Below are 25,343 nucleotides of genomic sequence, written 5' to 3'. Positions count from 1 at the left end.
ACGACATGGCCGCACTGGATGCCGAACTGGACGCATTCGCGGAGTCGAGCTGGGAGGAAAACCAACTCTGGGAAGGCGCCGAGCGGGTGTTGCCCGAGCCGGTCCCAGCCGCGTCGATCGGGCGGCATGCGGTGGTAGAGCAGAACGGTCGTGTGTACCGGATGGCCGCGTCGTCACAGAACGGTCAATCGACTGGCGGCTTGTCGGGGTCGGACTTCGATGGTGGGGCGTTGGGTGGTCGTGTCCATCGTGAGGACGGTCGTCCGGTGCCGGGTGCGGTGTTGACGTTGGTTGATCACGGTGGCCGTCAGGTCGCGCGGGCGAACAGCGCTGCTGATGGTGGCTATGCGATCACCGCGCCGGAGACGGGTGACTATGTGTTGATCGTGTCGGCGATGGGGCACCAGCCGACCGCGGTGAACGTGCCGGTCGGCCAGCGGCCCCATCGCCTGGATCTGACCTTGGTGGGCTCCGGCGAGTTGTCGGGTGTCGTTCGTACCGCCGGCCCCGGTGCGCCGCTGCCGGGTGCGACCGTCACGTTGACCGATTTGCGTGGCGAGGTGGTCGGGTCGGCTGTCACAGGCGGCGACGGCACCTACGTATGTCGCGGTGTGGTCTCAGGTGTCTATACCCTGGTCGCGGTCGCTGAGCATATGCGTCCCAGTGCCACCACATTGACGGTGCCGGACAGCGGTGTCTTGCGTCATGACATCGAGTTGTCCACGATGGCGGTGCTTGCCGGCTCCGCGTGGGCCGAGGGCAGCCGAGCGGTGCCGGATGTCCTGGTCAGTGTGCTCGACGCCGCGGGGCAGGTGACCGCCACGGCACGCACCGACGAGAACGGCCGGTATGTCGTGACCGATCTGCCCGAAGGGCAGTACACCGTCGTTGCGCGCGGTTATCCGCCGGTGACCGGGCAGGTCACCGTGTCCGGTGGCGAGGTCGCCCACGATGTGCGGCTCGGTTACGAGATCGAGGATCGTCGATGAGCGGATTGACCGGTCGTGTTCGCACCGCACAAGGGTGGCCGGTGCCGAACGCGGTGTTGACAGTGACGGATATGACGGGGCGCCAGATCGCCCGTGCGGTCGTCGACGAGACCGGGGCGGTGGGCACTGAGCTGTTGCCCGCGGGTGTTCATACCGCGGTGCTCACCGCTGTCGGGTTCGAGCCCGTAGCCCGGACCGTGCGGATCTCTTCAGCAGGGACGGGTGTGCTCGGGGAGATGGTGTTGGCGCCGATCGCCGGGACGGTGGCGGCACCGCCACCGGGGCCGTGGACGATCGATCCGGTGCATTCGACGGTGATCGCAACGGTGCGTCATCTGGGTATAGCGAGTATCAAGGCCCGATTCGCCGAGGTGAGCGGGCGGCTCGATATCGGTGAGCCGTTCGAGCGGTCCACCGGACACGCGGAGATCAAAGCGGCGAGTATCGATACCGGTATCTCTGCGCGTGACAATCACCTCCGTTCGCCGGAGTTCTTGGATGTCGACACCTATCCGCTGATCACATTCACCGGCAGCGCGTTGCGTCGTACCGGTGGTGACACCTGGGTGATGCCGGGTGAGCTCACCTTGCACGGGCAGCGCCGCCCGGTCGATCTCGAGGTCACTTACGGTGGCTTCGGAGTGGATCCATGGGGCGGCGTGCGTGCTGCTTTCCACGCCGAAACAGTGTTGCATCGCAACGATTTCGCGATCGATTACAACGCGGTCGTGCGCGCGGGAGTGGCCGCCGTCGGCACCACCGTCAAAATCGACCTCGACATCGAAGTCGTACAAGGCGAGCAGCTACCCGCGATCTAGCCGGCTGCGGAGAAATATCTGCGCTGGGTCGATGAATTTCGTTCGTGCACATCGTCTGCATTTCCGAAGAGGGAACCGACTGCACGAGGAGAACCCATGACCCATCTGCCGTCCGCGGTCACCGCGCGGACCCTCGACGTCCCGGGTGCGCACCTGTACTACGAACTGCGTGGCGCGGGCCCGCTGGTCGTACTGGCGGGCGCGCCGATGGACGCCGCCGCGTTCGCGCCGTTGGCCGACCTGCTGGCCGTGGACCACACCGTGCTCACCACCGACCCGCGTGGGCACCAAGGTTCCACGCTGAAGGACGCCGAAGCGGACTCGACGCCGGAACTGCGCGCCGACGACCTCGTCCGGCTGATCGCGCACGTCGACGCCGGGCCCGCCGTGGTCTTCGGTTCCAGTGGCGGTGCGGTGACCGCGCTCGCACTCGCCCGGTCTCGTCCTGATCTCGTCACTACGGCGATCGCGCACGAACCACCGATCAACGCGCTGATCGCCGACCGGGACGAGCATCGAGCCGCAACCGACGACCTCGTCGCCACCTATGCCCGAGGCGACGTGCTCGGCGCTTGGCGGAAGTTCTTCGCGGCCGCGAACATTGCGATGCCCGAGCCGGTGCTCGAGCAGATGTTCGGCCCGGAGCGCGACCCGCGGCAGCTGGCCAGTGAACGTTACTGGTTCGCCCACGAGATCCGCGGCACCACCACTTGGGAACCCGATATCCGCGCCCTGCGCCACGCGTCCACTCGTCTCGTCATCGGTATCGGCGCGGAATCCGCCGGGCAATTCTGTGATCGCACCTCGCGCGCGCTCGCCGCGGCGCTCGACCTGACGCCAACGCTGTTCCCCGGTGGACACACCGGATTCGTCGACGATCCCGGCGCCTTCGCCGACCGGCTGCGCGAAATCATCGACAAGTCCTGAATCGGCTGGAGTCGCCTGCGAAGTCTCGGGATCCGGCTCACAACGTGAATCTGCGGCCCTTCGCGGCCCACTCGCCGCGGCCGCGCGGCGTGATGGCCCAGCGGCCGCGGTGCTGGCAGTCCATGATCAAACCGCGCGACTGCAGGCGCAGCAATGCGCTGCGCACCGACCAGGCGGTCAGCCGCGCCTGCTGCGCCAGCTGCTCCACAGTGAGCAACCCGCCCGGCGCCAGCACACCCAGCACCGCGAAATCGGCGGCAGTCCTGGGGCGTCTCATCATGTCGCGGCCCTTTCCCTCGAGGAGAAGGCAGCCCGGGACCGACATCGGCGCGGTGGCCCGGGTTGCCGAATCGACGGTAGAAGCCACACCGATACCGCCGCCCACATTTTGCGCGACTTTGCGAAGTGCGTTGACCGGCATCGGGTCCGGTGGGGACGATTGCACGACATCGTCCGCCAGCTCTCGCAAAGGATCAGCTATGAACCTGCGACTTCTCGGATCCGGATCCGACCATGGAGCTTGCCCCGCCGTGTATGCGACCGACACCGGCGTGCTCGTGGTGCAGGGCGATGCCACCGACCGCACGGGCACGGTGCGTGTACCGCACCAATTGCTGGACTGGCTGGAACCAGGCATGTGGCTACGGGTGGAGCCGAGTGGAACCTGCGGTTCGGTGCTGGTGGCCGGCGAACCGGTCACCGACCCCGAACTGCTCGCCCAGTTGACCCTCGACTGTCACGAAACCGCCGTGGTGGTGCGCTGATGCTGCACGTCGCCGGTGACCGCTGTTTCGAGCCGCTCTTTCGGGCGGCTCGATTCCGCGCTTTCCACTTGGAGGTGAGAGATCAGTACCTGATGGAGGACGAGCAGGAAGCGTTGCGCCGCTTCGATGCCGGAGTAGCGTACGAGCGAGAGGAACAGCCCGAGTCGTGGAAAGCCTGGGATGCTCTGATGGTCGAGTCGGCCACCCGCGGAGTCACGCTGGAGCGACTACGTGTCGTGACGGTCCCGCATACCGGCTACACCCGGTGGTTGTTGTCGGCGACCGACGACAACATCGCCACCGGCGAGGCGGTGCGCTGGCTACCGCGGCATCTGGTCGACGCGGCGGATCTGCCGCACGACGACTACTGGCTGTTCGATTCGGACACGGTTGCCTTCAACACCTTCGCCGAGAACGGGGCGTTCACCGGGCTGTCGATCAGTACTGATCCGGCGCTGGTCGCCCGGTACCTGCGGGTGCGGGAACGGCTGTGGCCCATGGGCATCGATCATCAACGATATTGCGAGAGTGAGCACGTACCCGAGTGAACGGTGTGTCGGACGCACGCGAGGTGCTGGGCGCGCGCCTGCGTGAACTTCGTCGCGCTGCCCACCTCACCGGCCTGGAGCTGGCCGCGAGGTGCGGCTGGCATTCGAGCAAGGTCTCCCGGATCGAGGGCGGCAAGCAGACGCCGTCGGAAGCGGACCTCGCCGCGTGGTGTGAAGCGTGCGGTAACACTGCCGTGCTGGACGATCTGGTCGCCAATGCGCGCAATCTGCAGTCGATGTACCTGGAATGGCAGCGCACCGTTGCCTCCGGGCACGCGCGCAGGCAACGGCAATCGATCCATTTGGAATCGCAGACCACGCAGATCCGCTGGTACGCGCCGGACACGTTGCCGGGGCTGTTGCAAACCGAGGGCTACGCGCGCGCGATCCTGACCGCCTGCATCGCGGTGACCGGTGGGCGCGACGACCTGGAAGAAGCGGTGGCCGCGCGCATGACCCGTAAGCAGGTGCTCTTCCGGGCGAAACACCGGTTCCACTTCGTGGTCAACCAGGCCGCGCTCTGGCGCACGGTCGGCGACGCGACCGTCATGGCCGAGCAGCTCGCCCACCTGCTCGCGGTGATGGCCAACCCGACTGTGCGGTTGGGCATCATCCCGATCTGCGCCGAGTACCGCGCCCCCGCGACGAACTTCGTCATCTACGACCGCTCACAGGTGCTGACCGAGACGGTTTCGGCGGAGCTGACCATCACGCGCCCGTCCGAGATCGCGCTGCACGAGAAGACCTTCGCGATCCTTGCCGACCAAGCCGAGTACGGCGATCGCGCCCGGGCGCTGATCGCGAAAGCGCTGCAAGGCCGGCGCGGCGCCTGAGTGCGTCGAGCCGTGAGACGACGATGCCGCCGCGGTCGTGCGGCGGCATCGGGGCGAGCGGGCCGGTCAGCGAACGAACGTCGCCGCCTGATCGGCGAGGTCGAGCAACGGCTGCGGAAAGACACCGAGCGCGAACGTGATCGCCGCGGTGACCGCCACGATCGTCGTCGTCAGCGGGGGGCTGACCAGCACCGGCGCGTCGGCGGGCGGGTCGGTGAAGAACATGAGCACGATGACCCGCAGGTAGAAGAACGCCGCGACGGCGCTGCAGATCACGCCGATGACGACCAGTGGTGCCGCGCCGCCCGAAGCGGCGGCTTCGAAGACGGTGAACTTGCTGACGAAGCCGCTGGTGAGCGGCAACCCCGCGAAGGAAAGCAGGAACAGCGCGAATACCGTTGCCAGCCAGGGTGACCTGCGGCCCAGCCCCGCCCACCGTGGCAGGCCGGTGGCCTCCTCACCGTCCGGCTCGCGGACCGAGCTGACCACCGCGAACGCGCCGAGTGTGCCGATTCCGTAAGCCAGCAGATAGAACAGCACGGCCGCGACACCGCGGTCGTTGGCCGCCACCGGGCCGGTGAGCAGGAACCCGGCATGCGCCACCGACGAATACGCGAGCATTCGTTTGACGTCGGTCTGCGTGATCGCCATGACCGCGCCGACGGCCATGGTGGCGATCGCGACGGCCGCGAGGATGGGCCGCCAGTCGTCGCGCAGACCGGGCACCGCGACCTGCAGCACACGCACCAACGCGCCGACCGCCGCGATTTTGGTGGCCGCGGCCATGAACCCGGTGATCGCCGTGGGAGCGCCCTGGTAGACGTCGGGCACCCAGGACTGGAACGGCACCGCGCCGATCTTGAACAGCAGGCCGACCGCGAGCATCGCGACCCCGAGGACCGCCAGCGTCGCGTTGTCCGGATGCTGGGCGATCGCGTCGGCGATGCCGCCGAGTCGAACCGTAGCCGCCTGGCCGTACAGCAGCGCGACGCCGTAGAGGAAGAACGCCGAGGAGAACGCGCCGAGCAGGAAGTACTTCAGCGCCGCCTCTTGGGAGAGCAACCGCTTGCGCCGGGCCAGACCGCACAGCAGATACAGCGGCAGCGACAGCACTTCGAGGGCGACGAACATGGTCAGCAGGTCGTTGGACGCCGGGAACAACAGCAAGCCGCCGACGGCCAACAGCGTCAGGGGGAACACCTCGGTAGTCGCGACACCCGCGCGCAGCGCCGCGGCTTCGGTCGCGCTGCCGGGCACCGCCGAGGCCTGGGGCGTGAACGCGTCCACGCCGCGTTCGAGGGTGGCGGCGGCTCGGCTCCAGGTTCCGGGGCCCGACCGCGCCCGCAGACGCGGCTCGGCTCCGCGCTCGGCGATGAACAGGATCCCGAGCAGCGACACCACCAGGATCGTGCCCTGCAGGAACAGCGTCACGCCGTCGATCGCGACCGCACCGGCGACAGCGGTGGATTCGGTGCCCGCCAGCAGCACCACCGCGATCAGCGCGGCGACCAAGCCGCCCACGCTCAGTACCAGATGGGTGGCATAGCGGTAGTGCCGGGCGACGAACGCTTCGGCCAGTACACCGAGGACGGCGGCGCCGAACACGATGAGCATGGGGGACAGGGCGCCGTATTCGATGCTCGGCGCGGGAACGCTCGCGGCGAGCGTCGCAGTGGAGGCGAGGTCGGTCATTTCTGGACACCTCCGGGATGGTGGGTCGATCCGGCTTCCGCCGGTGGTGTCGACGGTGCGGGGTCGGTCCGGCCGATTGTGGTGAGGGTCTGGCTCACCGCGGGATTGATGAAGTCGGTCAAGACTTTCGGGTAGATGCCGAGGAACAGCAGCGCGGCGATCAGCGGTATCACGACGGCGAGTTCGCGCGGGGCGAGATCCCAGATCCGCTCGTTGCCTTTCTTCACCGGTCCGGTCATCATCCGCTGGTAGAGCCACAGGACGTAGAGGGCAGCGAGCACCAACGCGCTCGCGGCGATCACGGCGGCGAACTGGTAGCGGGTGAAGGTACCGATCAGCACGAGGAATTCGCTGACGAAGGGTGCGAGCCCGGGTAGCGAGAGCGTCGCGAGACCGGCGATGAAGAACGTGCCCGCCAGCACCGGGGCCACCTTCTGCACGCCGCCGTACTCGGCGATGAGCCGGGTTCCGCGCCGCGACACCAGGAAACCGGCCACCAGGAACAGTGCGGCGGTGGAGATGCCGTGATTGACCATGTACAGCGTCGCGCCGGTTTGACCCTGGCTGGTCATGGCGAAGACGCCGAGGATGATGAAACCGAAGTGGGAGATCGAGGTGTAGGCGATCAGGCGCATCACGTCGGTCTGCCCGATGGCCAGCAGCGCGCCGTAGACGATGCCGATCACCGCGAGCGTGATCACCAGCGGCGCATAGGTGCTCGACGCGTCGGGGAACAGGGGCAGGCAGTAGCGCAGCATGCCGAAGGTGCCCACCTTGTCGACCACCGCCATCATCAGCACCGCGCTGGAAGGCGTGGCGGCGACGGCGGCGTCGGGCAGCCAGGTGTGCAGCGGCCACAAGGGCGCCTTCACCGCGAAAGCGAACATGAACCCGAGGAACAGGGCATTGAGCACCGCGGGACCCGCGCCGAGCTGCCCGGCGTTGGCGGCGGCGACCACGGTGCGGAAATCGAACGTGCCCGAGGACCCTTCGCCCAAACCTTCGCGGGCGGTGAGTACGTACAACCCGATGACCGCGGCCAGCATGATCAGCCCGCCGAACAGGTTGTACAGCAAGAACTTCACCGCCGCGCGCGAGCGCTGCCTGCGCACCAGCGCGTCGCCGGTGCGCGGCCCGAACCCGCCGATGAGGAAGTACATCGGGATGAGCATCGCCTCGAAGAAGACGTAGAACAGCAGGATGTCCAAGGCGACGAAGGAGACCAGCACCATCGCCTCGACGAGCATGATGAGCGCGACGTAAGTGTGGGCCACCCGCTTGCCGCTGCCGACTTCGCGTTCGTCGTGCCAGCCCGCCAGGATCAGCAGGGGCACCAGTGCCGCGGTCAGCAGCACCAGCACCAGTGCGATGCCGTCCAGTCCGAGGGTGTAGCCGGCGCCGAACGCCGGAATCCACTGATGGGATTCGACGAACTGGTATTGCGCGCCGCCGGGATCGAAGCGCACCGCCAGCGCGATGCCGATACCGAGCGTGAGCACCGAGAAGGCCAGTGCCACCGCGCGCGCGAGCGTGCGTCGCGCGGCGGGCAGCACGAGCACGATCGCCGCACCGACGACCGGCGCCAGCCACAGCGTCGTCAACCAGGGGAACTCGCTCACCACAACCTCACCGCCAGCAGGGCTGCGGCCACCAGGGCCGCGCCGGTGAACATGGACAGGGCATAGGAGCGCACGAAGCCGGACTGCACACGCCGGGCTCGTGCGGACAACCCGCCGATCAGCGCCGCGGTGCCGTTCACGACGCCGTCGATGCCGCGATTGTCGAGGAATACCAGCGCCCGGGTGAGGTACTGTCCCGGCCGCATGAACGCCGTTTCGTTGACCGCGTCGCCGTAGAGGTCGCGGCGCGCCGCGACGGTGAGCGCGGAGACGGCTTCGGGTGCGGTCTCGGGGATGTCGCGCTGCGCGTACTGCGAGTAGGCCACCCAGACTCCGACGGCGACCACGCCCAGCGCCAGGATGGTGACCAGCGCCGCGGGAACGGTCTCGGTGCCGTGGTGGGCGCCCACGACCGGTTCGAGCCAGTTCTGCAGCGAGGAGCCGAAGACGAACACCGCGCCCGCCCCGATCGAGCCGAGGGCGAGCAGGATCATCGGCCCGGTCATCACCGCGGGGGCTTCGTGCGGGTGGGTGTCCGGTTTCCAGCGCCGTTCGCCGAAGAACGTCATCAGCATGACCCGCGTCATGTAGAACGCGGTCAGTCCCGCGCCCAGCAGCGTGACCAGTCCCAGCGCGACTCCATCGAGACCGCCCTGGTTGAACGCCGCCTCGATGATCCGGTCTTTGGAGAAGAACCCGGCGAACGGCGGAACGCCGATGATGGCGAGGTAGCCGAGGCCGAAGGTGACGTAGGTGATCGGCAGCAGGGTGCGCAGTCCGCCGTAGCGGCGCATGTCGGTTTCGTCGTTCATCGCGTGCATCACCGAACCGGCGCCGAGGAACAGCCCGGCCTTGAAGAACCCGTGGGTGAGCAGATGCATGATGGCGAAGGCGTATCCGGCGGGGCCGAGTCCGGCGGCCAGCACCATGTAGCCGATCTGGCTCATGGTGGAGGCGGCGAGCGCCTTCTTGATGTCGTCCTTCGCGCAGCCGATGATCGCGCCGAACAGCAGGGTGACCGCGCCGACCAGCACCACGCCGAGGCGCGCGTTCGGTGCGAGGTCGAAGATCGCGTTGGAGCGCGCGATCAGGTACACGCCCGCGGTGACCATGGTTGCCGCGTGGATGAGCGCCGACACCGGGGTGGGGCCTTCCATCGCGTCACCGAGCCAGGATTGCAGCGGCACCTGCGCGGACTTGCCGCACGCGGCCAGCAGCAGCAACAGGCCGATCGCGGTGAGTGTGCCCTCGCCCGCGGCGGACGCGGCGCCGAACACGACGTCGAAGTCGATCGACCCGAACGTCGCGAACATGACCATCATCGCGATCGCCAAGCCCATGTCGCCGACCCGGTTGACGACGAAGGCCTTTTTGGCCGCCGTTGCCGCCGAGGGCTTTTCGTGCCAGAACCCGATCAGCAGGTAGGAAGCCAGGCCGACGCCCTCCCAGCCGAGGTAGAGCACGAGGTAGTTGTTCGCCAGGACCAGCAGCAGCATGGCCGCGAGGAAGAGGTTCAGGTAGGCGAAGAACCGCCGCCGAGCCGGGTCGTGGCTCATGTAGCCGATCGAGTAGATGTGGATCAGCGAGCCGACGCCGGTGATCAGCAGCGCGAAACAGATCGACAGCTGATCGAGTCGCAGCGAGAAGTCGACCTGGAGACCGGCTACTGGAACCCAGCTGAACAGATCCTGGCGCACCGCGCGGTCGGCGGTGTCGCGCCCGAGCATGTCGGCGAACGCGAGCGCGGCGACGACGAACGAGGCCAGGGCCAGCGCGGTGCCGAGCAGATGGCCCCACTTGTCGGCGTAACGTCCGGTCAGCAGCAGGACGATCGCGCCCGCCAGGGGGAGGGCGGGCAGCAGCCACAGCGTTGCGGTGTCCACGTCAGAACTTCAGCAGGTTGGCGTCGTCGACCGAGGTCGAGCGGCGGGTGCGGAAGATGGTCATGATGATGGCCAGGCCGACGACCACCTCGGCCGCGGCGACCACCATCGTGAAGAACGCGAACACCTGTCCGTCGAGGTTGGCGTGCATCCGGGCGAAGGTGACGAACGCGAGGTTCACCGCGTTGAGCATCAACTCGATGCACATGAACACGACGATGGCGTTGCGCCGCAGCAGCACTCCGGCCGCGCCGATCGTGAACAGCAGGGCGGACAGGAACAGGTAGTTCTCGGGATTCACCGGTTGCCTTCCTCGTCGCTGGGTGTGTCGGCCGCGTCCGCCGCGGGCGTGGTGCCGACCGAGATGACGGCCGCTTCGGTGAGCGCCCTGGTGCGGCGGTGCCGCAGGATGGTGCTGACCGACAGTTCCTCGAACGACCCGTCGGGCAGCCGCGCGGGGATGTCCACCGCGTTGTGCCTGGCGTAGACGCCGGGGGTGGGCAGCGGTGTGGCGCGGTGGCCCTCCTCGCGGAAGCGGCGGCGCGACAGTTCACGCTGGTCGGTGCGGGGGCCGAAGTGCTCGCGGTGCGCGAGCACCATGGCGCCGATGGTTGCGGTGATCAGCAGGGCGCCGGTGAGTTCGAATGCCCACACGTAGCGCAGGAAGATCAGTTCGGCCAATTCGGCGATCACGTTGCGGCCGGGGAAACCGTTGGCGGGGAAGGTGGTTCCGGATTCGCGTACGCCGTGGGCGATGCCGCCGCTGAGCAGCAGCCCGAAGCCGATGCCGACCGCGGCGGCGGCGAGTCGCTGGCCGCGGATGGTCTCTTTGAGCGATTCGGCGGAGTCGACGCCGACGAGCATCAGCACGAACAGGAAAAGCATCATGACCGCGCCGGTGTAGACCACGATCTGCACGATGCCGAGGAACAGTGCGTCCTGGGCGATGTAGAACGCGGCCAGCGCGATCATCGTCGCGGCCAGGCACAGTGCGGAGTGCACGGCCTTGGGGGCGAACACCATGCCGAGCGCGCCGAGCACGGCGATAGGGGCGAGGATCCAGAATTGGACGGTCTCGCCGGTGGACGCGCGGGTCAGTGGCTCCGCGGCCAGTATCAGTTCGGTCATCGTGTCACTCCTTCCGCGCCGGCGGCGGCGGGTTTGCGGAGTGCGTCGGTCGCCGTGGCACCGCTGGTGGCAGGCGCGCCGGGCACCCGGCCGAGGTAGTAGTCGGCCTCGTCGGCGCCGGGGTGCATGGCGTGCGGCGGTGGGGTCATTCCGGGCTGCAACGGGGCGAGCAATCGGTCCTTCTCGTAGATCAGGTCGGCCCGGTTGTCATCGGTCATCTCGTAGTCGTTGGTCATCGTCAGCGCCCGGGTGGGGCAGGCTTCGATGCACAGGCCGCAGCCGATGCAGCGCAGGTAGTTGATCTGATAAACCCGGCCGTATCGTTCACCGGGCGAGAACCGTTCGGTCTCGGTGTTGTCGGCGCCCTCGACGTAGATCGCGTCGGCGGGGCAGGCCCATGCGCACAACTCACAGCCGATGCACTTCTCCAAGCCGTCGGGATGCCGGTTGAGCTGGTGTCTGCCGTGGTAACGCGGCGCGGTCGGCGTCTTCTGCTCGGGATAGAACTCGGTGTTCGGCTTCTTGAACATGGTGCCCGCGGTGACCGCGAACCCGCCCAGTGGATCGAACAGCCCGGCTTTGGTGCGGGTGGCGTCGCGTGTGTGCGCGTCGGCGGGCAGCGGCGGAACCGGGAAGCCGAGGAAGACCGTCGACTCGGGGGAATCCGCGGTCACGGGTTGCTCGACCGGTGGCGGCGCCGCCTGCGCCCGGCCCGCCCGCAAGAATTGCAGCACCAGCAGACCGGTGACCACCAAGCCGCCGATCACCAGGATGGGGGTTTGCACCCGATAGCCCTCGGCCTGCAGCACCCGTGCGGTGGCCACCACCATGACCCAAGCCAGCGAGGTCGGGATCAGCAGTTTCCAACCGAGGTTCATGAACTGGTCGTAGCGCAGCCGGGGCAGTGTGCCGCGCAGCCAGATGAACACGAACAGGAACGTCCAGACCTTCGCGGTGAACCACAGCACCGGCCACCAACCGGAATTGGCGCCGTCCCACATGTTCAGCGGCCACGGGGCGTGCCAGCCACCCAGGAACAAGGTGGTGGCCAGCGCGGACACCGTTCCCATGTTGACGTACTCGGCCAGCATGAACATGGCGAACTTGAGCGAGGAGTACTCGGTGTGGAAGCCGCCGACCAGCTCGCCCTCGGCCTCCGGCAGGTCGAACGGCGCCCGGTTGGTCTCGCCGACCATCGAGACGCAGTAGATCAGGAACGACGGCAGCAGCAGGAACACGTACCAGGTGCCTTCCTGCGCGGACACGATGCCGGAGGTGGCCATCGTGCCCGCGAGCAGGAACACCGTCGCGAAGCACAGCGCCATCGCGATCTCGTAGGAGATGACCTGCGCGGTCGAGCGCAACCCGCCCAGCAGCGGATAGGTCGAGCCCGACGACCATCCGGCCAGCACGATGCCGTAGACGCCGATGGAGGTGATCGCGAGGATGTACAGCACCGCCACCGGCAGATCGGTGAGCTGCAGTGGCGTGATGACACCGAAGAACGACACCTCGGGCCCGAAGGGGATCACCGCGAACGCCATGAACGCGGGCACCACCGAGATGACCGGCGCCAGGATGTAGATCGGCTTGTCCACGATCGCCGGGACGATGTCCTCCTTGAGGGCCATCTTCACGCCGTCGGCGATGCTCTGCAACGAGCCGAACGGCCCGGTCCGGTTGGGGCCGATCCGCATTTGCATGCGTGCCACGATCTTTCGTTCCGCGAGTACGGCGATCAGCGGAATCAGCATCAGGTAGACGAAGACGGCCAGCGCCTTGACGATCACCAGCCACAACGGGTCGTGCCCGAAGCCGGCGGGCGCGTAGGGATCGGAGGCGGCGTGGGTAACCGTGGAGGTCAAGGCGAGCGCGGCGAGATCACTCATGACGGTGCTCCTTCATCCTCTCGTCGGCGTGCCGCAGATGCACGATCGCGCCGGGCTGCACGGCGAGTTGCTCGGCGATGGAGCAGCCGGGCGAGTGCTGCGGCAGCCAGACCACCCGGTCGGGCAGGTCGCTGATCATCAGGGGGAGCGTGACCGTGCCGCGGCTGGTGGCGACTGTGACCGGGTCGTCGGGTTGTACGCCGATCTCGGCGGCGGTGGCGGCCGACAGGCGCACCACCGGGGGCCGGGCGATGCCGGCCAGATTCGGTTCGCCGTCCTGCATCCGGCCTTCGTCCAGCAGCATGCGCCAACTGGCGAGCACCGCCGTTCCCGGCTCGAGCCGCGGCAACGGGTTCGGCCCGTGCGTGGGGGCGGTGACGGGTGCGCCGTCCCACGCGCCGAGTTCGGCGAGTTCGGCGCGGGCGGATTCGATGTCGGGCAAGCCGAGGCGCACCGACATCTCTTCGGCGATGGCGTGCAGCACGCGCTGATCCGACAGCGGCGCGGTCTGGCGGCGCACCATGTCGTCACCGAGCGCGGCGGCGAACGGGCGCGGCCTGCCCTCCCAGGTGCGGAAGGTGCCGGATTTCTCCATGGCCGCGGCTACCGGGAAGACCACGTCGGCGCGTTCGGTAACCGGGCTGCGGCGCAGTTCCAGACTCACCACGAACCTGGCCGCGTCGATCGCGGCCAGCGCTGCGGCCGGATCGGGCAGGTCGGCGACATCGACTCCGCCGATGACCAGCGCGCCGAGGCCGGAGGCGGCCTCCAGGATCGCCGTGGTGTCCCGGCCCGCGCCGACGGGCAGCTCCGGCACGTTCCAGACAGCCCGGACCTGTTGGCGGGCACGGGGATCGGCGACGGGCCTGCCGCCGGGAAGCAGGCCGGGCATGGCGCCCGCTTCGACCGCGCCACGTTCGCCTGCCCGGCGCGGCACCCAGGCGAGGGCGGCCGAGGTTTCGTCGGCGAGGCGCACCGCGGCCGACAGCGCGCCCGCGACGCCCGCCATCCGCTCGCCGACCATGATCACCGCACCGGGTTCGCGCAGCAGCCGGGCCAGATCGGCCAGCTGGGCGGGATCCGCGCCGGGCGTGGTGATCTCGCCGGTGCGGATGGCGTCGAGCAGATGCGGTTCGGCGCCCGGCACGGCGCGCATCAGCCGTCCGGACATGCGCTCGAGCCCGCGCGAGGAGTACGGCGCGAGCGAGTAGATCGGCAGGCCGCGCTTGCGGGCCGCCTTGCGCAGCCGCAGGTAGACGATCGGCGATTCTTCCTCGGGTTCGAATCCGACGAGCAGGACGACCGGTGCGGCTTCCATGCTGTCGTAGGTGACCGCGCCGTCCTGGCCCGCGACGCGGGCGGCGAGGAAATCGGCCTCCTCGGCAGAATGCGCGCGGGAGCGGAAGTCGACGTCGTTGGTGCCGAGGGCGACTCGCGCGAACTTCGCGTAGGCGTAGGCGTCCTCCTCGGTGACCCGGCCGCCGACCAGCACGCCGGCGTTGCCGAAGGACGCGGCCAGCCCCTCCGCGGCCGCGGCCAGCGCTTGCGACCACGAGGCGGGGGCGAGTTCGCCGTCCCAGCCGCGCACCAGGGGGGTGGTGAGCCGGTCGGGTCCGGTGGCGTAGGCGAAAGCCCACCGGCCCTTGTCGCAGTTCCACTCCTCGTTGACCTGCGGGTCGTCTCCGGCCAGCCTGCGCAACACCTTGCCGCGCCGGTGGTCGGTGCGCTGGGCGCAGCCGGAGGCACAGTGCTCGCAGACGTTCGGGCTGGACACCAGGTCGAACGGGCGCGCGCGGAATCGGTAGGCGGTGCCGGTGAGCGCGCCGACGGGGCAGATCTGCACGGTGTTGCCGGAGAAATAAGAGTCCAGCGGTTCGGCCTGCGCGGTGCCGACCTGTTGCAGCGCGCCGCGATCCATCAGTTCGATGAACGGGTCGCCCGCGATCTGCTGGGAGAAACGGGTGCAGCGGGCGCAGAGTACACAGCGTTCCCGGTCCAGCAGCACGGCCGTGGACAGCGGAATCGGTTTGGGATAGGTGCGTTTGCGGCCGTCGAACCGGCTTTCGGCGCGGCCGGTGGACATCGCCTGGTTCTGCAACGGGCACTCGCCGCCCTTGTCGCACACCGGACAGTCCAGCGGATGGTTGATCAGCAGCAGCTCCATCACGCCCTCCTGCGCCTTGTCGGCGGCGGGGGAGGTGAGCTGGGTGCGCACCACCATGCCGTCGGCGACGGCCATGGTGCAGGAGGCGACCGGCTTGCGCTGCCCTTCGACTTCGACCAGGCATTGACGGCATGCGCCGACCGGGTCGAGCAGCGGATGGTCGCAGAAGCGGGGGATCTGGATGCCGATGAGCTCGGCGGCCCGGATCAGCAGTGTGCCGGGCGGCACGCTGATGGCGGTGTCGTCGATGGTCACGGTCACCAGGTCGGCGGGCGCGGGCCCGCCGTTGTTGTCACGCACGGCGGCAGGCCCGTTCGCCGCCCGGCCGCCACCCCTGATCGAATCGCTCCGCGATACCGGTTTCATCGGACCTCTTCTCCTGACTCGGCCCATGCCGTGCTGCGCGCCGGGTCGAACGGGCAGCGGCCCAGCCGCAGGTGTTCGACGTACTCCTCGCGGAAGTACTTCAGCGAGGAGATGATCGGGCTGGCGGCGCCGTCGCCGAGGGCGCAGAACGACTTGCCGTTGATGGTGTCGCTGATGTCGAGCAGCTTGTCCAGGTCGGATGCGACGCCGGTGCCCGCCTCGATACGGTGCAGCAGCTGCACCAGCCAGTAGGTGCCCTCCCGGCATGGGGTGCACTTGCCGCAGGACTCGTGGGCGTAGAACTCCGTCCACCGCAGCACGGCGCGCACCACGCAGGTGCTGTCGTCGAAGATCTGCAAGGCTTTGGTGCCGAGCATGGATCCCGCACCCGCGACGCCTTCGTAGTCGAGCGGCACGTCGAGGTGTTCCTCGGTGAACAGCGGCGTGGACGAGCCGCCCGGCGTCCAGAACTTCACGCGATGCCCGGCGCGAACGCCACCGGCGTAGCCGAGTAGTTCGCGCAGCGTCACGCCCAGCGGGGCCTCGTACTGCCCGGGCCGGGTGACGTGACCCGACAGCGAATAGAGCGTGAAGCCGGGCGAGCGCTCGCTGCCCATGGAGCGGAACCACGCGATGCCGTTGCGGATGATGGGCGGCACGCTGGCGATGGACTCGACGTTGTTCACCACGGTCGGGCAGGCGTACAGACCCGCGACGGCGGGGAACGGCGGGCGCAGCCGAGGCTGGCCGCGGCGCCCTTCCAGCGAGTCCAGCAGTGCGGTCTCCTCACCGCAGATGTAGGCGCCCGCGCCCGCGTGCACGATCAGCTCGAGGTCGTAGCCGGAGCCGAGGATGTCGTGACCGAGGAAGCCCGCCTCGTAGGCCTGGGCCACCGCGGCCTGTAGCCGCCGCAGCACCGGAACCACCTCGCCGCGCACGTAGATGAACGCGTGCGCCGCGCGGATGGCGTAGGCGGCGATGACGACGCCTTCGATCAGCGCGTGCGGGGCGGCCAGCATGAGCGGAATGTCTTTGCAGGTGCCTGGTTCCGATTCGTCGGCGTTCACCACCAAGTAGTGCGGTTTGGTGACGCCGTCGGGACCCGGCCCCTGCGGGATGAAACTCCATTTCATGCCGGTGGGGAAGCCCGCGCCGCCGCGCCCGCGCAGGCCCGCGTCCTTGACGGTCTGGATGATCTGATCCGGGTCCGTCCGCAGGGCGGTGCGCAGCGCCTGGTAGCCGTCGTGGCGCAGGTAGGTGTCCATCGTCCAGGACTGCGGATCGTCCCAGTAGGTGCTCAGCACCGGGGTGAGCGTCATCGCCTGCCCTCCGTGTCCTCTTCCGGCGCGGGGGCGCGCATGCCCTGTTCGCGGGCCACACGCAGGCCGGCGAGTGTCGCGTCACCGGCCGCGCCGTCGAGCACACCGGGACGCTCGTCGGGGAAACCGGCGAGGATGCGGGCGGTCTGCTTGAACGTGCACAGCGGCGCGCCCCTGGTCGGGGTGACCTGCTGTCCGGCTCGCAGCGCGTCCACCAGCGCCCGCGCGGACTCGGGGGTCTGGTTGTCGAAGAACTCCCAGTTGACCATGACGACCGGCGCGAAGTCGCAGGCCGCGTTGCACTCGACGTGCTCCAGCGTGATCGATCCGTCCGCGGTGGTCTCGCCGTGCCCGATGCCGAGGTGGCGCTCGAGTGCGGCGAGGATGGCGTCGCCGCCCATGACCGCGCAGAGCGTATTGGTGCAGACGCCGACGTGGTAGTCGCCGGTCGGTGTGCGCCGGAACATCGAGTAGAAGGTGGCGACCGCGGTGACTTCGGCGCCGGTCAAGCCCAATTGCTCGGCGCAGAACTCGATTCCGGTGCCGGTGACGCAACCCTCCTCGGACTGCACCAGGTGCAGCAGGGGCAGTAGCGCCGAGCGCGGATGCGGATAGCGCGCGATGATCTCCTTGGCGTCGGTTTCGAGCCGTTCGCGCACGAAGGGCTGGTATGGCTCGGGCCGGGCGCTGAGTTTCAGCAGGACCCGCGTGCCACCGGTCCCGTAGCCGCCGTTCGGGGTATCGCCGTCTGTTGCCGGGTTCATCGGTCCACTCCGCCCATGACGGGGTCGATGCTGGCGACCGAGGCGATGACGTCGGCGACCATGCCGCCCTCGCACATCGCCGCGACCGCTTGCAGATTGGTGAACGAGGGGTCGCGGTAGTGCACGCGGTAGGGCCGGGTGCCGCCGTCGCTGACCATGTGCACGCCCAGCTCGCCGCGCGGTGACTCGACGGCCGCGTACACCTGGCCGGCCGGAACGCGGATGCCTTCGGTGACCAGCTTGAAATGGTGGATCAGGCCCTCCATGGACGTGCCCATGATCTTGCCGATGTGCTCGGGAGAGTTGCCGAGTCCGTCTGCCCCGAGTTGCAGGTCGGCGGGCCAGGCGATCTTCTTGTCGTCGATCATGACCGGGCCGGGCCGCAACCGGTCCAGGCACTGCTCGACGATCTTCAACGATTCCTTCATCTCTTCCACCCGGATGACGTAGCGGCCGTAGCAGTCGCATCCGGTGGTGATGGGAACGTCGAATTCGTAATTCTCGTAGCCGCAGTACGGCTGGGCTTTGCGCAGGTCGTGCGGCAGGCCGGTGGCGCGGAGCACCGGGCCGGTGATGCCGAGGGCCATGCAGCCCTGCAGGTCGAGATAGCCGATGTTCTGGGTGCGGGCCTTCCAGATCGGGTTGGCGGTGAGCAGGCGCTCCATATCGCGCAGCCGTTCGGGCAGCAGCGCGAGCAGTTCGCGCACCTTGGTGACGCCGTTGTCGGGGAGATCCTGAGCCAGGCCGCCGGGGCGGATGAACGCGTGATTCATCCGCAGGCCGGTGATCGTCTCGAACACGTCGAGGATCAGCTCGCGTTCGCGGAAGCCGAACAGCATCGGCGTCAACGCCCCGAGCTCCATGCCGCCGGTGGCCAGGGCGACCAGGTGCGAGGAGATGCGGTTGAGTTCCATCAGCAGCACGCGGACGATCGTGGCGCGCTCGGGGATCTGCTCGGTGATGTCGAGCAGTTTCTCCACGCCAAGGCAGTACGCCGTCTCGTTGAAGAACGGCGACAGGTAGTCCATCCGGGTGACGAACGTGACGCCCTGGGTCCAGTTGCGGAATTCGAGGTTCTTCTCGATCCCGGTGTGCAGGTAGCCGATTCCGCAGCGGGCCTCGGTGACCGTCTCGCCTTCGATCTCGAGGATCAGGCGCAGCACACCATGGGTGGACGGATGCTGCGGACCCATGTTGACGACGATGCGTTCTTCGCCCGCGCCGGACAGCGTCTCGGCCACCTGGTCCCAGTCCTGGCCTGCGACGGTGACCGTGGCGGGCTCGGGCGCGGTGACCTCGGGTTCGGTGTCGGTGTCGCTCATCAGCTGTATGCCCTCCGCTCGTCGGGCGGCGGGATGCGCGCGCCCTTGTATTCGACCGGGATCCCGCCGAGCGGGTAGTCCTTGCGCTGGGGGTGACCGCGCCAGTCGTCCGGCATGGTGATCCGGGTCAGCGAGGGGTGCCCGTCGAACCGGATGCCGAAGAAGTCGTAGGTCTCGCGCTCATGCCAGTCGGTGGTCGGATACACCTCGTAGAGCGAGGGGATGTGCGGGTCCGCGTCCGGCGCGGAGACCTCCACGCGTAGACGGCGGTTGTGCGTGATCGACATGAGGTGGTAGACGGCGTGCAGTTCACGGCCGGAGTCCTCCGGGTAGTGCACGCCGTCGACGCCGAGGCAGAGCTCGAATCGCAGTGCGGGATCGTCGCGCAACGCGCGGGCCACCGTGGGTAGATGCTCCCTGCGCACGTGCAAAGTGAGTTCGCCACGGAAGACGATCACCTTCTCGAGCGCGGCGTCGGAGCGGGCGCCGGCGGCGGCGAGCGCGGCGTGGAGCGCGGCGACCAGCTCGTCGAAGTACCCGCCGTAGGGGGCGGGCGTGCCGCCGGGCAGGGTGACGGGGCGGACCAGGCGGCCGTAGCCGGAAGTGTCGCCGGTGCCGGTGACGCCGAACATGCCGCGGCGCACTCCGATCACGTCGGCCTCGGCCGGCGCGGAATCCTCCTCGGGCAGTGTGCCTTCGGGGCCCGCGGTGGCGGCGGCGTCGATCGCGTCGTGCGCGGGCGGTGTTTCGGTGTCGTCGGGGGTGTCGAAGGTCATCGCAGCAGACCCTCCATCCGGATTGTCGGCGTCGAGGCGAGCGCGGCCTGTTCGGCGGCGCGAATGGCTTCCTCGCGGTTGACGCCGAGCGGCATCTGTTGAATCTTGGCGTGCAATGCCAGGATCGCGTTCAGCAGCATCTCCGGCCGGGGCGGGCAGCCGGGCAGGTAGATGTCCACCGGCACCACGTGATCGACGCCCTGCACGATGGCGTAGTTGTTGAACATCCCGCCGGAGGAGGCGCAGACGCCCATCGCCAGCACCCATTTGGGTTCGGTCATCTGGTCGTAGACCTGGCGCAGCACCGGAGCCATCTTCTGACTCACCCGGCCAGCGACGATCATCAGATCGGCCTGCCGCGGCGAGGCGCGGAAGGCCTCCATGCCGAAGCGGGCGATGTCGAAACGGCCCCCGCCGGTGGCCATCATCTCGATGGCGCAGCAGGCGAGCCCGAAGGTGGCCGGCCACAGGGAGCCCTTGCGCAGGTATCCGGCGAAATCCTCGACGGTGCTCAGCAGGAAGCCGCTGGGCAGTTTTTCCTCGAGACCCATGTTCTACTGACTCGCTTCCACTCGTCGGCTACGAATTCGGCTGCGCGGTGGTCAGTCCCAGCTGAGCCCACCCCGTCGCCATTCGTAGGCGTAGGCCACCGAGACGTTGACGATGAACAACGCCATCGCGGCCAGACCGAAGAGACCGAGCGCATCGAAGTGGACTGCCCACGGGTAGAGGAACACGATCTCGATGTCGAAGATGATGAACAACATGGCGGTGAGGTAGTACTTCACCGGAAACCGTTGCCCGGTAACGTTTCCCGGTCCGCCTGCCACGGCATGCGGCGTGGGTTCGATACCGCATTCGTAGGGTTCCAGCTTTGCCCGGTTTCGTCGTTTCGGGCCGACCAGGGCGGACAGGACGATGGAGAACAGCGCGAACGCCGCCGCGATCGCGCCGAGTACGAGTGTCGGCACCTCGATGTTCACGACTGCACTTCCCCTCCTTGCGAGCGGCAGCTGACAACAGCGTCCGAGGCGGGCTGACGTCGTTGTCCGCCTCGGCCAGACTCGCCCCTCGGCTCCACTCGGGGACGGTCATGACCGGATCCGTCTCCGTGTGAGGTAGGGCACAGCCTACAACTGAACCGGCGGCCCGCACCGCGTTTGGCGACGGCTTTTGATCGAATTCAGTACAAGCATTTATGACCGAAACGGTGGTAATCCGCGCGAGGGGTCCGCACCGTTGGGTGAACGGTCAGTTGGAAACGTCGAGGTGTCGGGTACGGCGACGTCAAATGTGGTCCCGAGCGGGTTCGCAGTCGGAAAAGGCGACAAACTGCCCGGCGAACAACGGCACCGAGGGGCGGCGCGGTCGAGGGCCGCTTACCAGCGGTCGGGGCGCGGTGGCGCGCCCGAGTTAATTAATTCATGATCGCTATGAATCGCTGGCGGGTTCAGGCCGCGGAGCGGCTGCGCAGCAGAGCCACGACGGCCTCGGTGAGCCGGAGCGGATCGATGGGATGCGCCACCGCTGCCTCCGCGCGCGACCAGCTGGCAAGCCATGCGTCGTCGGCCCTGCCGGTGAGCACCAGCAGCGGCGGGCACGGATCGACTTCGTCCTTCAACTGCTTCGCGATGCCGAGCCCGCCGACGGGGGCGGCCTCGCCGTCGAGCACGGCCAAGTCGATGCCACCGGCGTCCAGCTGCGCGATCACCACGGGAGCGGTGGCGACCTCCAGGTACTCGAACTCCGGTAGCTCTGCGCTCGGACGCTTGCCCAAGGCCTGGATCACCTGGCGCCTGGTGTCGGCGTCGTTGCTGTACACGAGGACCCGCAGTGGGGTGGAACGAGTGGAATCGGCCACGAACGGCATGGTACGTCCGCGAGGGCGTACCGCGTGGCAGGTTCGGCGCAGATGGTTCGCACGCGTCGTGCGCGGCGCGTCACCAGTGCGGTCGTCCGGCGAAAGCCGATGGCAAGCAGTTGATAAGGATCTGCCGGTAAAGTCCGGCCAATGCGGGGAGATATCACGCAGGCCCTCGTCGACACCGACGTATGGACCGATGAAATGCTCGGCAGCGCCGGGATTCCGGTGTTCGACGTACCGTTCGTGACCATCGGCAGCGGGATCGGATCGTTCGTCACCTACGACACGCTCCGGATCTTCGGCGTGCCCGCCGAAGCGATGGCGGTGCTCGGTCCGCAGGAGCACCCGTGGACCTCCTACGAGTACCTCACCAGGGTGTCGCAGATCCCCCGTGGCGAACGCCTGCGCAGCGACTCGGCCTCCACGCCGGACAACATCTGGGGCTTTCCGTCCTACGCGGTGCGGGAGGCGATCGCGGACAAGTCGATCAAGCCGCTGTGGAACGTCTTCGTCGAGCCGATCTTCGCCAACTACTACACCCCGCGTGCGGGCCAGGCGTTCGCCTCCATGGAGCGGGAATTCCACCGCATCGGCTATGCCCGCTCGCTGCACCGCGGGCACGTGCGCATGGTCCGCAAGCGCAACGGCGGCGGATACTTCACCATCCTCACCCCGCCCGCGGGTTCGGCACCGACCAAGCGGGTCGCTTTCCGCAGCACGTATGTCCATGTCGCCGTCGGCTATCCGGGGCTGAAGCTGCTGCCGGATCTGCAGGAGTATCGCGAGACCCATCGTGATCCCACCCGTGTGGTCAATGCCTACGAGCCGCACGAGCACGTCTACCAGGCGCTCCAGCGGCGGCCCGGCACGGTGCTGATCCGTGGCAGCGGGATCGTGGCCAGCCGCGTCCTGCAACGGCTCATCGACGACCGGGACAAGTACCGGCTCGAGACCCGGATCCTGCACCTGTTCCGCACGTATATCGCAGGCTCGCACGGCAAGAACGTCTTCAGCAGGCGCAAGGGCGGCGACGGATGGGCCTACCAGGGTTTCAACTATCCGAAGTCGGTGTGGGGCGGTCAGCTCAAGCAGAAGGTGCGACGACTGCAAGGCGAGGAACGGGCGCGCGCGTACAAGGAGATCTCCGGCACCAACACCCCCATCCGCGACAACTGGCAGGAACAGTTGCGCCGTGGCCGCCGGGAGGGGTGGTACCAGGTGATGGCCGGCACGATGCGCGCTCCGCGTCCTGCCGCTGGACGGCAAGGCGTGGTCGCCACGATTCTTCCGGATTCCAGCGCGCCCTTGCCTTTTCCGCCGCCGACGCAACCGTTCGACACGACCGTCGACTACATCATCGACTGCACGGGGTTGGAAGCCGACGTCCGGGAGCACCGGCTGTTGGCAGACCTGCTCGCCCACACCGGCGCGGGCCGTAATCCGCTCGGTCGGCTGGACGTAGACACGACTTTCGAGCTGATCGGCACCCGCAGCGGCACGGGACGGATATACGCCTCCGGCAGCGCGACGCTCGGCGGGCCGTTCGCCGGGGTGGACACCTTCCTCGGCTTGCAGATCGCCGCGCAGGAGATCGCCGACGACCTGGCCGCGGTCGGGTTCTGCCGCAGGATGGGGCCGCTGCGCTCGACGCGGCAATGGTGGCTGTGGGTTACGAACGAGAAGATCTGAGCGATGCTTCCTACCTTGAACGGGCGAATCCAGACCCGTCTGCTCGCGCTGAGCGTGATCGGCTTCGTCGTCGCGCTGCTCATCACCCCGTTCCTGCCGACCGGGTCCTCGAGCGTCGGTCAGGCGTACCGGGTGACGTTGTCGGTGCTGCTGGCGACCGTTCTGGTCGGTGTGCTCTGGGAACTGCTCTACCACCTGCTCCAACAGTTCCGCTGGGAGAAGGACTGGCCGACCTTGTTCGGTCTGGTCACCATCCTCAATGAGGGAGCGCTGATCTGGGTGCTCGTGCGCTACACCACGGTGGTGCTGCCCGAGCATCTGCGTCCGCCGCTCGCTGCCTTCCTCATCCAGTTCGTCGTCACATGGATCGCTCTCTGGCTCATCGTGAACGGGCCGATGCGGGTGGTCTTCCATCGGTGGCGCTTCCAAGGCGGCCGGTTCCTGTGAGCGCGCAGATCGAGGTGTTGCCCGGCGCCCACCTGGTGGCGAGCGCGAATGGCGCAGTCGTGGTCGTCGCGCACCGGGGCGACGGGCTTCTCACGGCGGACACGGTCGCTGCCCGCACGATGACGGCGCTGCTGGACATCGTGCGCGAAGCCGTCGCGCGCGACCGGCGCCGCAGCGGGCGCGCGGTGGCGCGACTGGCCACGACCTGGCTGATGGGCCTGTCCAACGGCGAGGAGGAGGAAGTCGAATTCGGGGTGATCACGCCGGTGGACCAAGGTCTCGCGGTGTTCCTGCACGGTGGGGTCACCGCGGTGCTCGCCGGTCCGGGCCACACGGAGGTGCTGCGCGGCCGGGACGCCGGATTCACCGTCGACCGCATGGTGACGCCCGCACCCGGCAGCGGCGCCGGGTTGTTCGTGGACGAGGCGGGCTGGACCGCGGAATCGTTACCGGGGCGGGGGATTCTGTCGCTGGATGCGGGCGCCGCGCCAGGGTCCGGCGCGGTGCTGTGGTCGGGCGCGATCGGTGATGAGCCGGACAGCCACGGTGACGCCGAGCCCGCGCGGCGACCGCACGCCGGATCCGCGCCGCCATCTCCCGTCGAGCCCCGGCCGGAGCCGCCGCACGTCGCGCCACGACCGGCGGCCGAACCGCATCGCGTCGAGGATCGGCCGCCGATGCCGGATCAGATGCCGCAATCGAGTCGCACCGCCGGACCGCAGGCGATGCCGCAACCACACCGGCCGGGCGGGCAGGCGGGTTCCGAGGCGTCCGAAGCGCAACCACGGCGGGCGCCGAGCCTGCGGAAGGGCGAGGAGTCCGGCGATGCCGCGACGGAAGTCGATCTCCAAGCGCCGGCGCGGCGGGCCACGCCACCCGACGGCGTGACGCCTTCGGCGGCGCAGCCCGTACCACCGGCGCCGGACCAGAGCCCGGCGCGGCCCGCGCACCGCACCGATCGGGATCACGCGATCGCCAACGACGCGAATCTCGCCGAGACGATGGTTCCCTCGACCGGCGTCGTCGCCGACGCGCTCGGGTCGACCGGCTCGAACGCGCTGGGACATCGCGTGATCGTGCCGGGTTTCCAATGCGCCCGACATCATCACAACGATCCTCGGGTGTCGTTCTGCGCGGTCTGCGGGATCCGGATGGATCAGCTCACCTGCGTGCTCAGCGAAGGGGTGCGCCCACCGCTCGGTGTGTTGCTACTGGACGACGGCACGTCGTTCGTCCTGGACAGCGACTGCGTTCTCGGCCGCGAACCGGAGCATTCGGACGCGGTCGCGCGTGGTGCGCGCCCGGTGCGGCTGGAGGACAGCTCGGGCGGAATGTCGCGGGCGCATGCGGAGATCCGCCTCGTCGACTGGGATGTCACGGTCGTGGACGGCGGTTCCACCAACGGCACCCACATCCGTCATCCCGGACGCCAGGACTGGGCCCGAGCGGTCCCCGGCCAGCCGATCGCCCTTACACCCGGAGCCCAGATCCAACTGGGCGGCCGCGTGCTCACCTTCGACTCCCAGCACGGCCAGCTGTAGC

General features: G+C 68.4%; 23 protein-coding genes and 2 pseudogenes. 9 read left to right on the top strand and 16 right to left on the bottom strand.

Going from position 1 to position 25,343, the window contains the following annotated elements; genetic code table 11:
- Positions 1-5: 5 nt before the first annotated feature.
- From ABZ824_RS18690 to ABZ824_RS18680, 3 genes are all read left to right on the top strand, one after another.
- Positions 6-989: a carboxypeptidase-like regulatory domain-containing protein gene (locus ABZ824_RS18690; protein ID WP_356964566.1), complete on the top strand. Its 984-nt coding sequence runs from the start codon at positions 6-8 to the stop codon at positions 987-989.
- Positions 986-1,807: a YceI family protein gene (locus tag ABZ824_RS18685; protein WP_356964369.1), complete on the top strand. Its 822-nt coding sequence runs from the start codon at positions 986-988 to the stop codon at positions 1,805-1,807. Before ABZ824_RS18690 ends, ABZ824_RS18685 begins: the two co-directional genes overlap by 4 nt.
- Before the next feature lie 96 nt (positions 1,808-1,903).
- The gene (locus ABZ824_RS18680; protein ID WP_356964367.1) at positions 1,904-2,734 is read left to right on the top strand and encodes an alpha/beta hydrolase; all 831 of its coding nucleotides are present in this window, start codon (positions 1,904-1,906) and stop codon (positions 2,732-2,734) included.
- Between the two features lie 37 nt (positions 2,735-2,771).
- Here ABZ824_RS18680 and ABZ824_RS18675 read toward each other — a convergent pair whose 3' ends face one another.
- Complete coding sequence (locus tag ABZ824_RS18675) at positions 2,772-3,014, bottom strand: helix-turn-helix domain-containing protein (protein ID WP_159929549.1); 243 nt, start codon at positions 3,012-3,014, stop codon at positions 2,772-2,774.
- Positions 3,015-3,264: 250 nt separating this feature from the next.
- On the opposite strand from ABZ824_RS18675, the gene ABZ824_RS18670 reads away from it, so the two are divergent.
- Genes ABZ824_RS18670 through ABZ824_RS18660 form a run of 3 tightly spaced genes read left to right on the top strand, consistent with a single transcriptional unit; the run spans position 3,265 to position 4,879 of the window.
- Complete coding sequence (locus ABZ824_RS18670) at positions 3,265-3,498, top strand: hypothetical protein (RefSeq protein WP_355074014.1); 234 nt, start codon at positions 3,265-3,267, stop codon at positions 3,496-3,498.
- Complete coding sequence (locus ABZ824_RS18665; RefSeq protein ID WP_355074012.1) at positions 3,498-4,046, top strand: DUF6879 family protein; 549 nt, start codon at positions 3,498-3,500, stop codon at positions 4,044-4,046. The genes ABZ824_RS18670 and ABZ824_RS18665 overlap by 1 nt, the downstream gene beginning before the upstream one ends.
- Before the next feature lie 5 nt (positions 4,047-4,051).
- Positions 4,052-4,879, top strand: a complete 828-nt coding sequence (locus ABZ824_RS18660; protein WP_355074010.1) for a helix-turn-helix transcriptional regulator — start codon at positions 4,052-4,054, stop codon at positions 4,877-4,879.
- Positions 4,880-4,945: 66 nt separating this feature from the next.
- Here the strand turns inward: ABZ824_RS18660 and nuoN are convergent, their stop codons facing one another.
- From nuoN to ABZ824_RS18585, 15 genes and pseudogenes are all read right to left on the bottom strand, one after another.
- A complete protein-coding gene (gene nuoN / locus ABZ824_RS18655; protein WP_356964363.1) occupies positions 4,946-6,571 on the bottom strand; it encodes an NADH-quinone oxidoreductase subunit NuoN in 1,626 nt (541 codons plus the stop codon).
- Entirely contained in the window at positions 6,568-8,190 is a 1,623-nt protein-coding gene (locus ABZ824_RS18650; protein WP_356964361.1) for an NADH-quinone oxidoreductase subunit M, read from the bottom strand. Before ABZ824_RS18650 ends, nuoN begins: the two co-directional genes overlap by 4 nt.
- Positions 8,187-10,073: an NADH-quinone oxidoreductase subunit L gene (nuoL, locus tag ABZ824_RS18645; RefSeq protein ID WP_356964359.1), complete on the bottom strand. Its 1,887-nt coding sequence runs from the start codon at positions 10,071-10,073 to the stop codon at positions 8,187-8,189. Before nuoL ends, ABZ824_RS18650 begins: the two co-directional genes overlap by 4 nt.
- Position 10,074: 1 nt before the next feature.
- Positions 10,075-10,374 carry an NADH-quinone oxidoreductase subunit NuoK gene (nuoK, locus tag ABZ824_RS18640; protein ID WP_355074002.1) on the bottom strand — a complete coding sequence of 100 codons (300 nt, stop codon included), beginning with the start codon at positions 10,372-10,374 and terminating at the stop codon, positions 10,075-10,077.
- Positions 10,371-11,201, bottom strand: coding sequence for an NADH-quinone oxidoreductase subunit J (locus ABZ824_RS18635; protein WP_356964358.1), 831 nt, complete (start codon positions 11,199-11,201; stop codon positions 10,371-10,373). The genes nuoK and ABZ824_RS18635 overlap by 4 nt, the downstream gene beginning before the upstream one ends.
- Positions 11,198-11,782, bottom strand: a pseudogene (nuoI, locus tag ABZ824_RS18630) (NADH-quinone oxidoreductase subunit NuoI); the annotation flags it as partial. The gene ABZ824_RS18635 and the pseudogene nuoI, both read right to left, overlap by 4 nt.
- 6 nt (positions 11,783-11,788) lie before the next feature.
- Positions 11,789-13,066 (bottom strand): annotated as a pseudogene (nuoH, locus tag ABZ824_RS18625) (NADH-quinone oxidoreductase subunit NuoH); the annotation flags it as partial.
- Between the two features lie 16 nt (positions 13,067-13,082).
- A complete protein-coding gene (locus tag ABZ824_RS18620) occupies positions 13,083-15,620 on the bottom strand; it encodes an NADH-quinone oxidoreductase subunit G (RefSeq protein WP_356964356.1) in 2,538 nt (845 codons plus the stop codon).
- Entirely contained in the window at positions 15,617-16,939 is a 1,323-nt protein-coding gene (nuoF, locus tag ABZ824_RS18615; protein ID WP_356964354.1) for an NADH-quinone oxidoreductase subunit NuoF, read from the bottom strand. The genes ABZ824_RS18620 and nuoF overlap by 4 nt, the downstream gene beginning before the upstream one ends.
- On the bottom strand, positions 16,936-17,703 hold the full coding sequence (gene nuoE, locus ABZ824_RS18610; RefSeq protein ID WP_355073996.1) for an NADH-quinone oxidoreductase subunit NuoE: 768 nt from the start codon (positions 17,701-17,703) through the stop codon (positions 16,936-16,938). Before nuoE ends, nuoF begins: the two co-directional genes overlap by 4 nt.
- Positions 17,700-19,025 carry an NADH dehydrogenase (quinone) subunit D gene (gene nuoD, locus ABZ824_RS18605; RefSeq protein ID WP_356964352.1) on the bottom strand — a complete coding sequence of 442 codons (1,326 nt, stop codon included), beginning with the start codon at positions 19,023-19,025 and terminating at the stop codon, positions 17,700-17,702. Before nuoD ends, nuoE begins: the two co-directional genes overlap by 4 nt.
- Positions 19,025-19,801, bottom strand: coding sequence for an NADH-quinone oxidoreductase subunit C (locus tag ABZ824_RS18600; RefSeq protein WP_356964350.1), 777 nt, complete (start codon positions 19,799-19,801; stop codon positions 19,025-19,027). The genes nuoD and ABZ824_RS18600 overlap by 1 nt, the downstream gene beginning before the upstream one ends.
- Positions 19,798-20,352 carry an NADH-quinone oxidoreductase subunit B gene (locus ABZ824_RS18595; RefSeq protein WP_040866749.1) on the bottom strand — a complete coding sequence of 185 codons (555 nt, stop codon included), beginning with the start codon at positions 20,350-20,352 and terminating at the stop codon, positions 19,798-19,800. Before ABZ824_RS18595 ends, ABZ824_RS18600 begins: the two co-directional genes overlap by 4 nt.
- Positions 20,353-20,403: 51 nt before the next feature.
- Positions 20,404-20,784: an NADH-quinone oxidoreductase subunit A gene (locus ABZ824_RS18590; RefSeq protein ID WP_067807371.1), complete on the bottom strand. Its 381-nt coding sequence runs from the start codon at positions 20,782-20,784 to the stop codon at positions 20,404-20,406.
- 467 nt (positions 20,785-21,251) lie between these two features.
- A complete protein-coding gene (locus tag ABZ824_RS18585; protein ID WP_355073991.1) occupies positions 21,252-21,671 on the bottom strand; it encodes a hypothetical protein in 420 nt (139 codons plus the stop codon).
- 141 nt (positions 21,672-21,812) lie between these two features.
- Between ABZ824_RS18585 and ABZ824_RS18580 the strand changes: the two genes are divergently transcribed.
- From ABZ824_RS18580 to ABZ824_RS18570, 3 genes are read left to right on the top strand one after another with little or no spacing between them, the layout of a single operon-like run.
- Positions 21,813-23,354 carry a hypothetical protein gene (locus tag ABZ824_RS18580; RefSeq protein ID WP_356964348.1) on the top strand — a complete coding sequence of 514 codons (1,542 nt, stop codon included), beginning with the start codon at positions 21,813-21,815 and terminating at the stop codon, positions 23,352-23,354.
- Between the two features lie 3 nt (positions 23,355-23,357).
- Positions 23,358-23,801: a hypothetical protein gene (locus ABZ824_RS18575; RefSeq protein ID WP_356964346.1), complete on the top strand. Its 444-nt coding sequence runs from the start codon at positions 23,358-23,360 to the stop codon at positions 23,799-23,801.
- Positions 23,798-25,342, top strand: coding sequence for an FHA domain-containing protein (locus ABZ824_RS18570; RefSeq protein WP_356964344.1), 1,545 nt, complete (start codon positions 23,798-23,800; stop codon positions 25,340-25,342). Before ABZ824_RS18575 ends, ABZ824_RS18570 begins: the two co-directional genes overlap by 4 nt.
- The last annotated feature ends 1 nt before the right edge of the window (position 25,343 follow it).

Source organism: Nocardia sp. NPDC047038 (assembly GCF_040644075.1).
GTDB classification, from domain to species: Bacteria; Actinomycetota; Actinomycetes; order Mycobacteriales; family Mycobacteriaceae; genus Nocardia; species Nocardia sichangensis.
This window is presented reverse-complemented; position numbering and strand designations above follow the sequence as displayed.

What these genes read in the sequence shown, in the direction of transcription:
- ABZ824_RS18635 (WP_356964358.1), bottom strand. Translation starts at nt 11,201, where the DNA reads ATGACCGAACTGATACTGGCCGCGGAGCCACTGACCCGCGCGTCCACC.
- nuoD (WP_356964352.1), bottom strand. Translation starts at nt 19,025, where the DNA reads ATGAGCGACACCGACACCGAACCCGAGGTCACCGCGCCCGAGCCCGCC.
- ABZ824_RS18665 (WP_355074012.1), top strand. Translation starts at nt 3,498, where the DNA reads ATGCTGCACGTCGCCGGTGACCGCTGTTTCGAGCCGCTCTTTCGGGCG.
- ABZ824_RS18575 (WP_356964346.1), top strand. Translation starts at nt 23,358, where the DNA reads ATGCTTCCTACCTTGAACGGGCGAATCCAGACCCGTCTGCTCGCGCTG.
- ABZ824_RS18685 (WP_356964369.1), top strand. Translation starts at nt 986, where the DNA reads ATGAGCGGATTGACCGGTCGTGTTCGCACCGCACAAGGGTGGCCGGTG.
- ABZ824_RS18580 (WP_356964348.1), top strand. Translation starts at nt 21,813, where the DNA reads ATGCGGGGAGATATCACGCAGGCCCTCGTCGACACCGACGTATGGACC.
- ABZ824_RS18600 (WP_356964350.1), bottom strand. Translation starts at nt 19,801, where the DNA reads ATGACCTTCGACACCCCCGACGACACCGAAACACCGCCCGCGCACGAC.
- nuoN (WP_356964363.1), bottom strand. Translation starts at nt 6,571, where the DNA reads ATGACCGACCTCGCCTCCACTGCGACGCTCGCCGCGAGCGTTCCCGCG.
- nuoE (WP_355073996.1), bottom strand. Translation starts at nt 17,703, where the DNA reads ATGAACCCGGCAACAGACGGCGATACCCCGAACGGCGGCTACGGGACC.
- ABZ824_RS18620 (WP_356964356.1), bottom strand. Translation starts at nt 15,620, where the DNA reads ATGAAACCGGTATCGCGGAGCGATTCGATCAGGGGTGGCGGCCGGGCG.
- nuoF (WP_356964354.1), bottom strand. Translation starts at nt 16,939, where the DNA reads ATGACGCTCACCCCGGTGCTGAGCACCTACTGGGACGATCCGCAGTCC.
- ABZ824_RS18690 (WP_356964566.1), top strand. Translation starts at nt 6, where the DNA reads ATGGCCGCACTGGATGCCGAACTGGACGCATTCGCGGAGTCGAGCTGG.
- ABZ824_RS18585 (WP_355073991.1), bottom strand. Translation starts at nt 21,671, where the DNA reads ATGCCGTTCGTGGCCGATTCCACTCGTTCCACCCCACTGCGGGTCCTC.
- ABZ824_RS18675 (WP_159929549.1), bottom strand. Translation starts at nt 3,014, where the DNA reads ATGATGAGACGCCCCAGGACTGCCGCCGATTTCGCGGTGCTGGGTGTG.
- ABZ824_RS18595 (WP_040866749.1), bottom strand. Translation starts at nt 20,352, where the DNA reads ATGGGTCTCGAGGAAAAACTGCCCAGCGGCTTCCTGCTGAGCACCGTC.
- ABZ824_RS18680 (WP_356964367.1), top strand. Translation starts at nt 1,904, where the DNA reads ATGACCCATCTGCCGTCCGCGGTCACCGCGCGGACCCTCGACGTCCCG.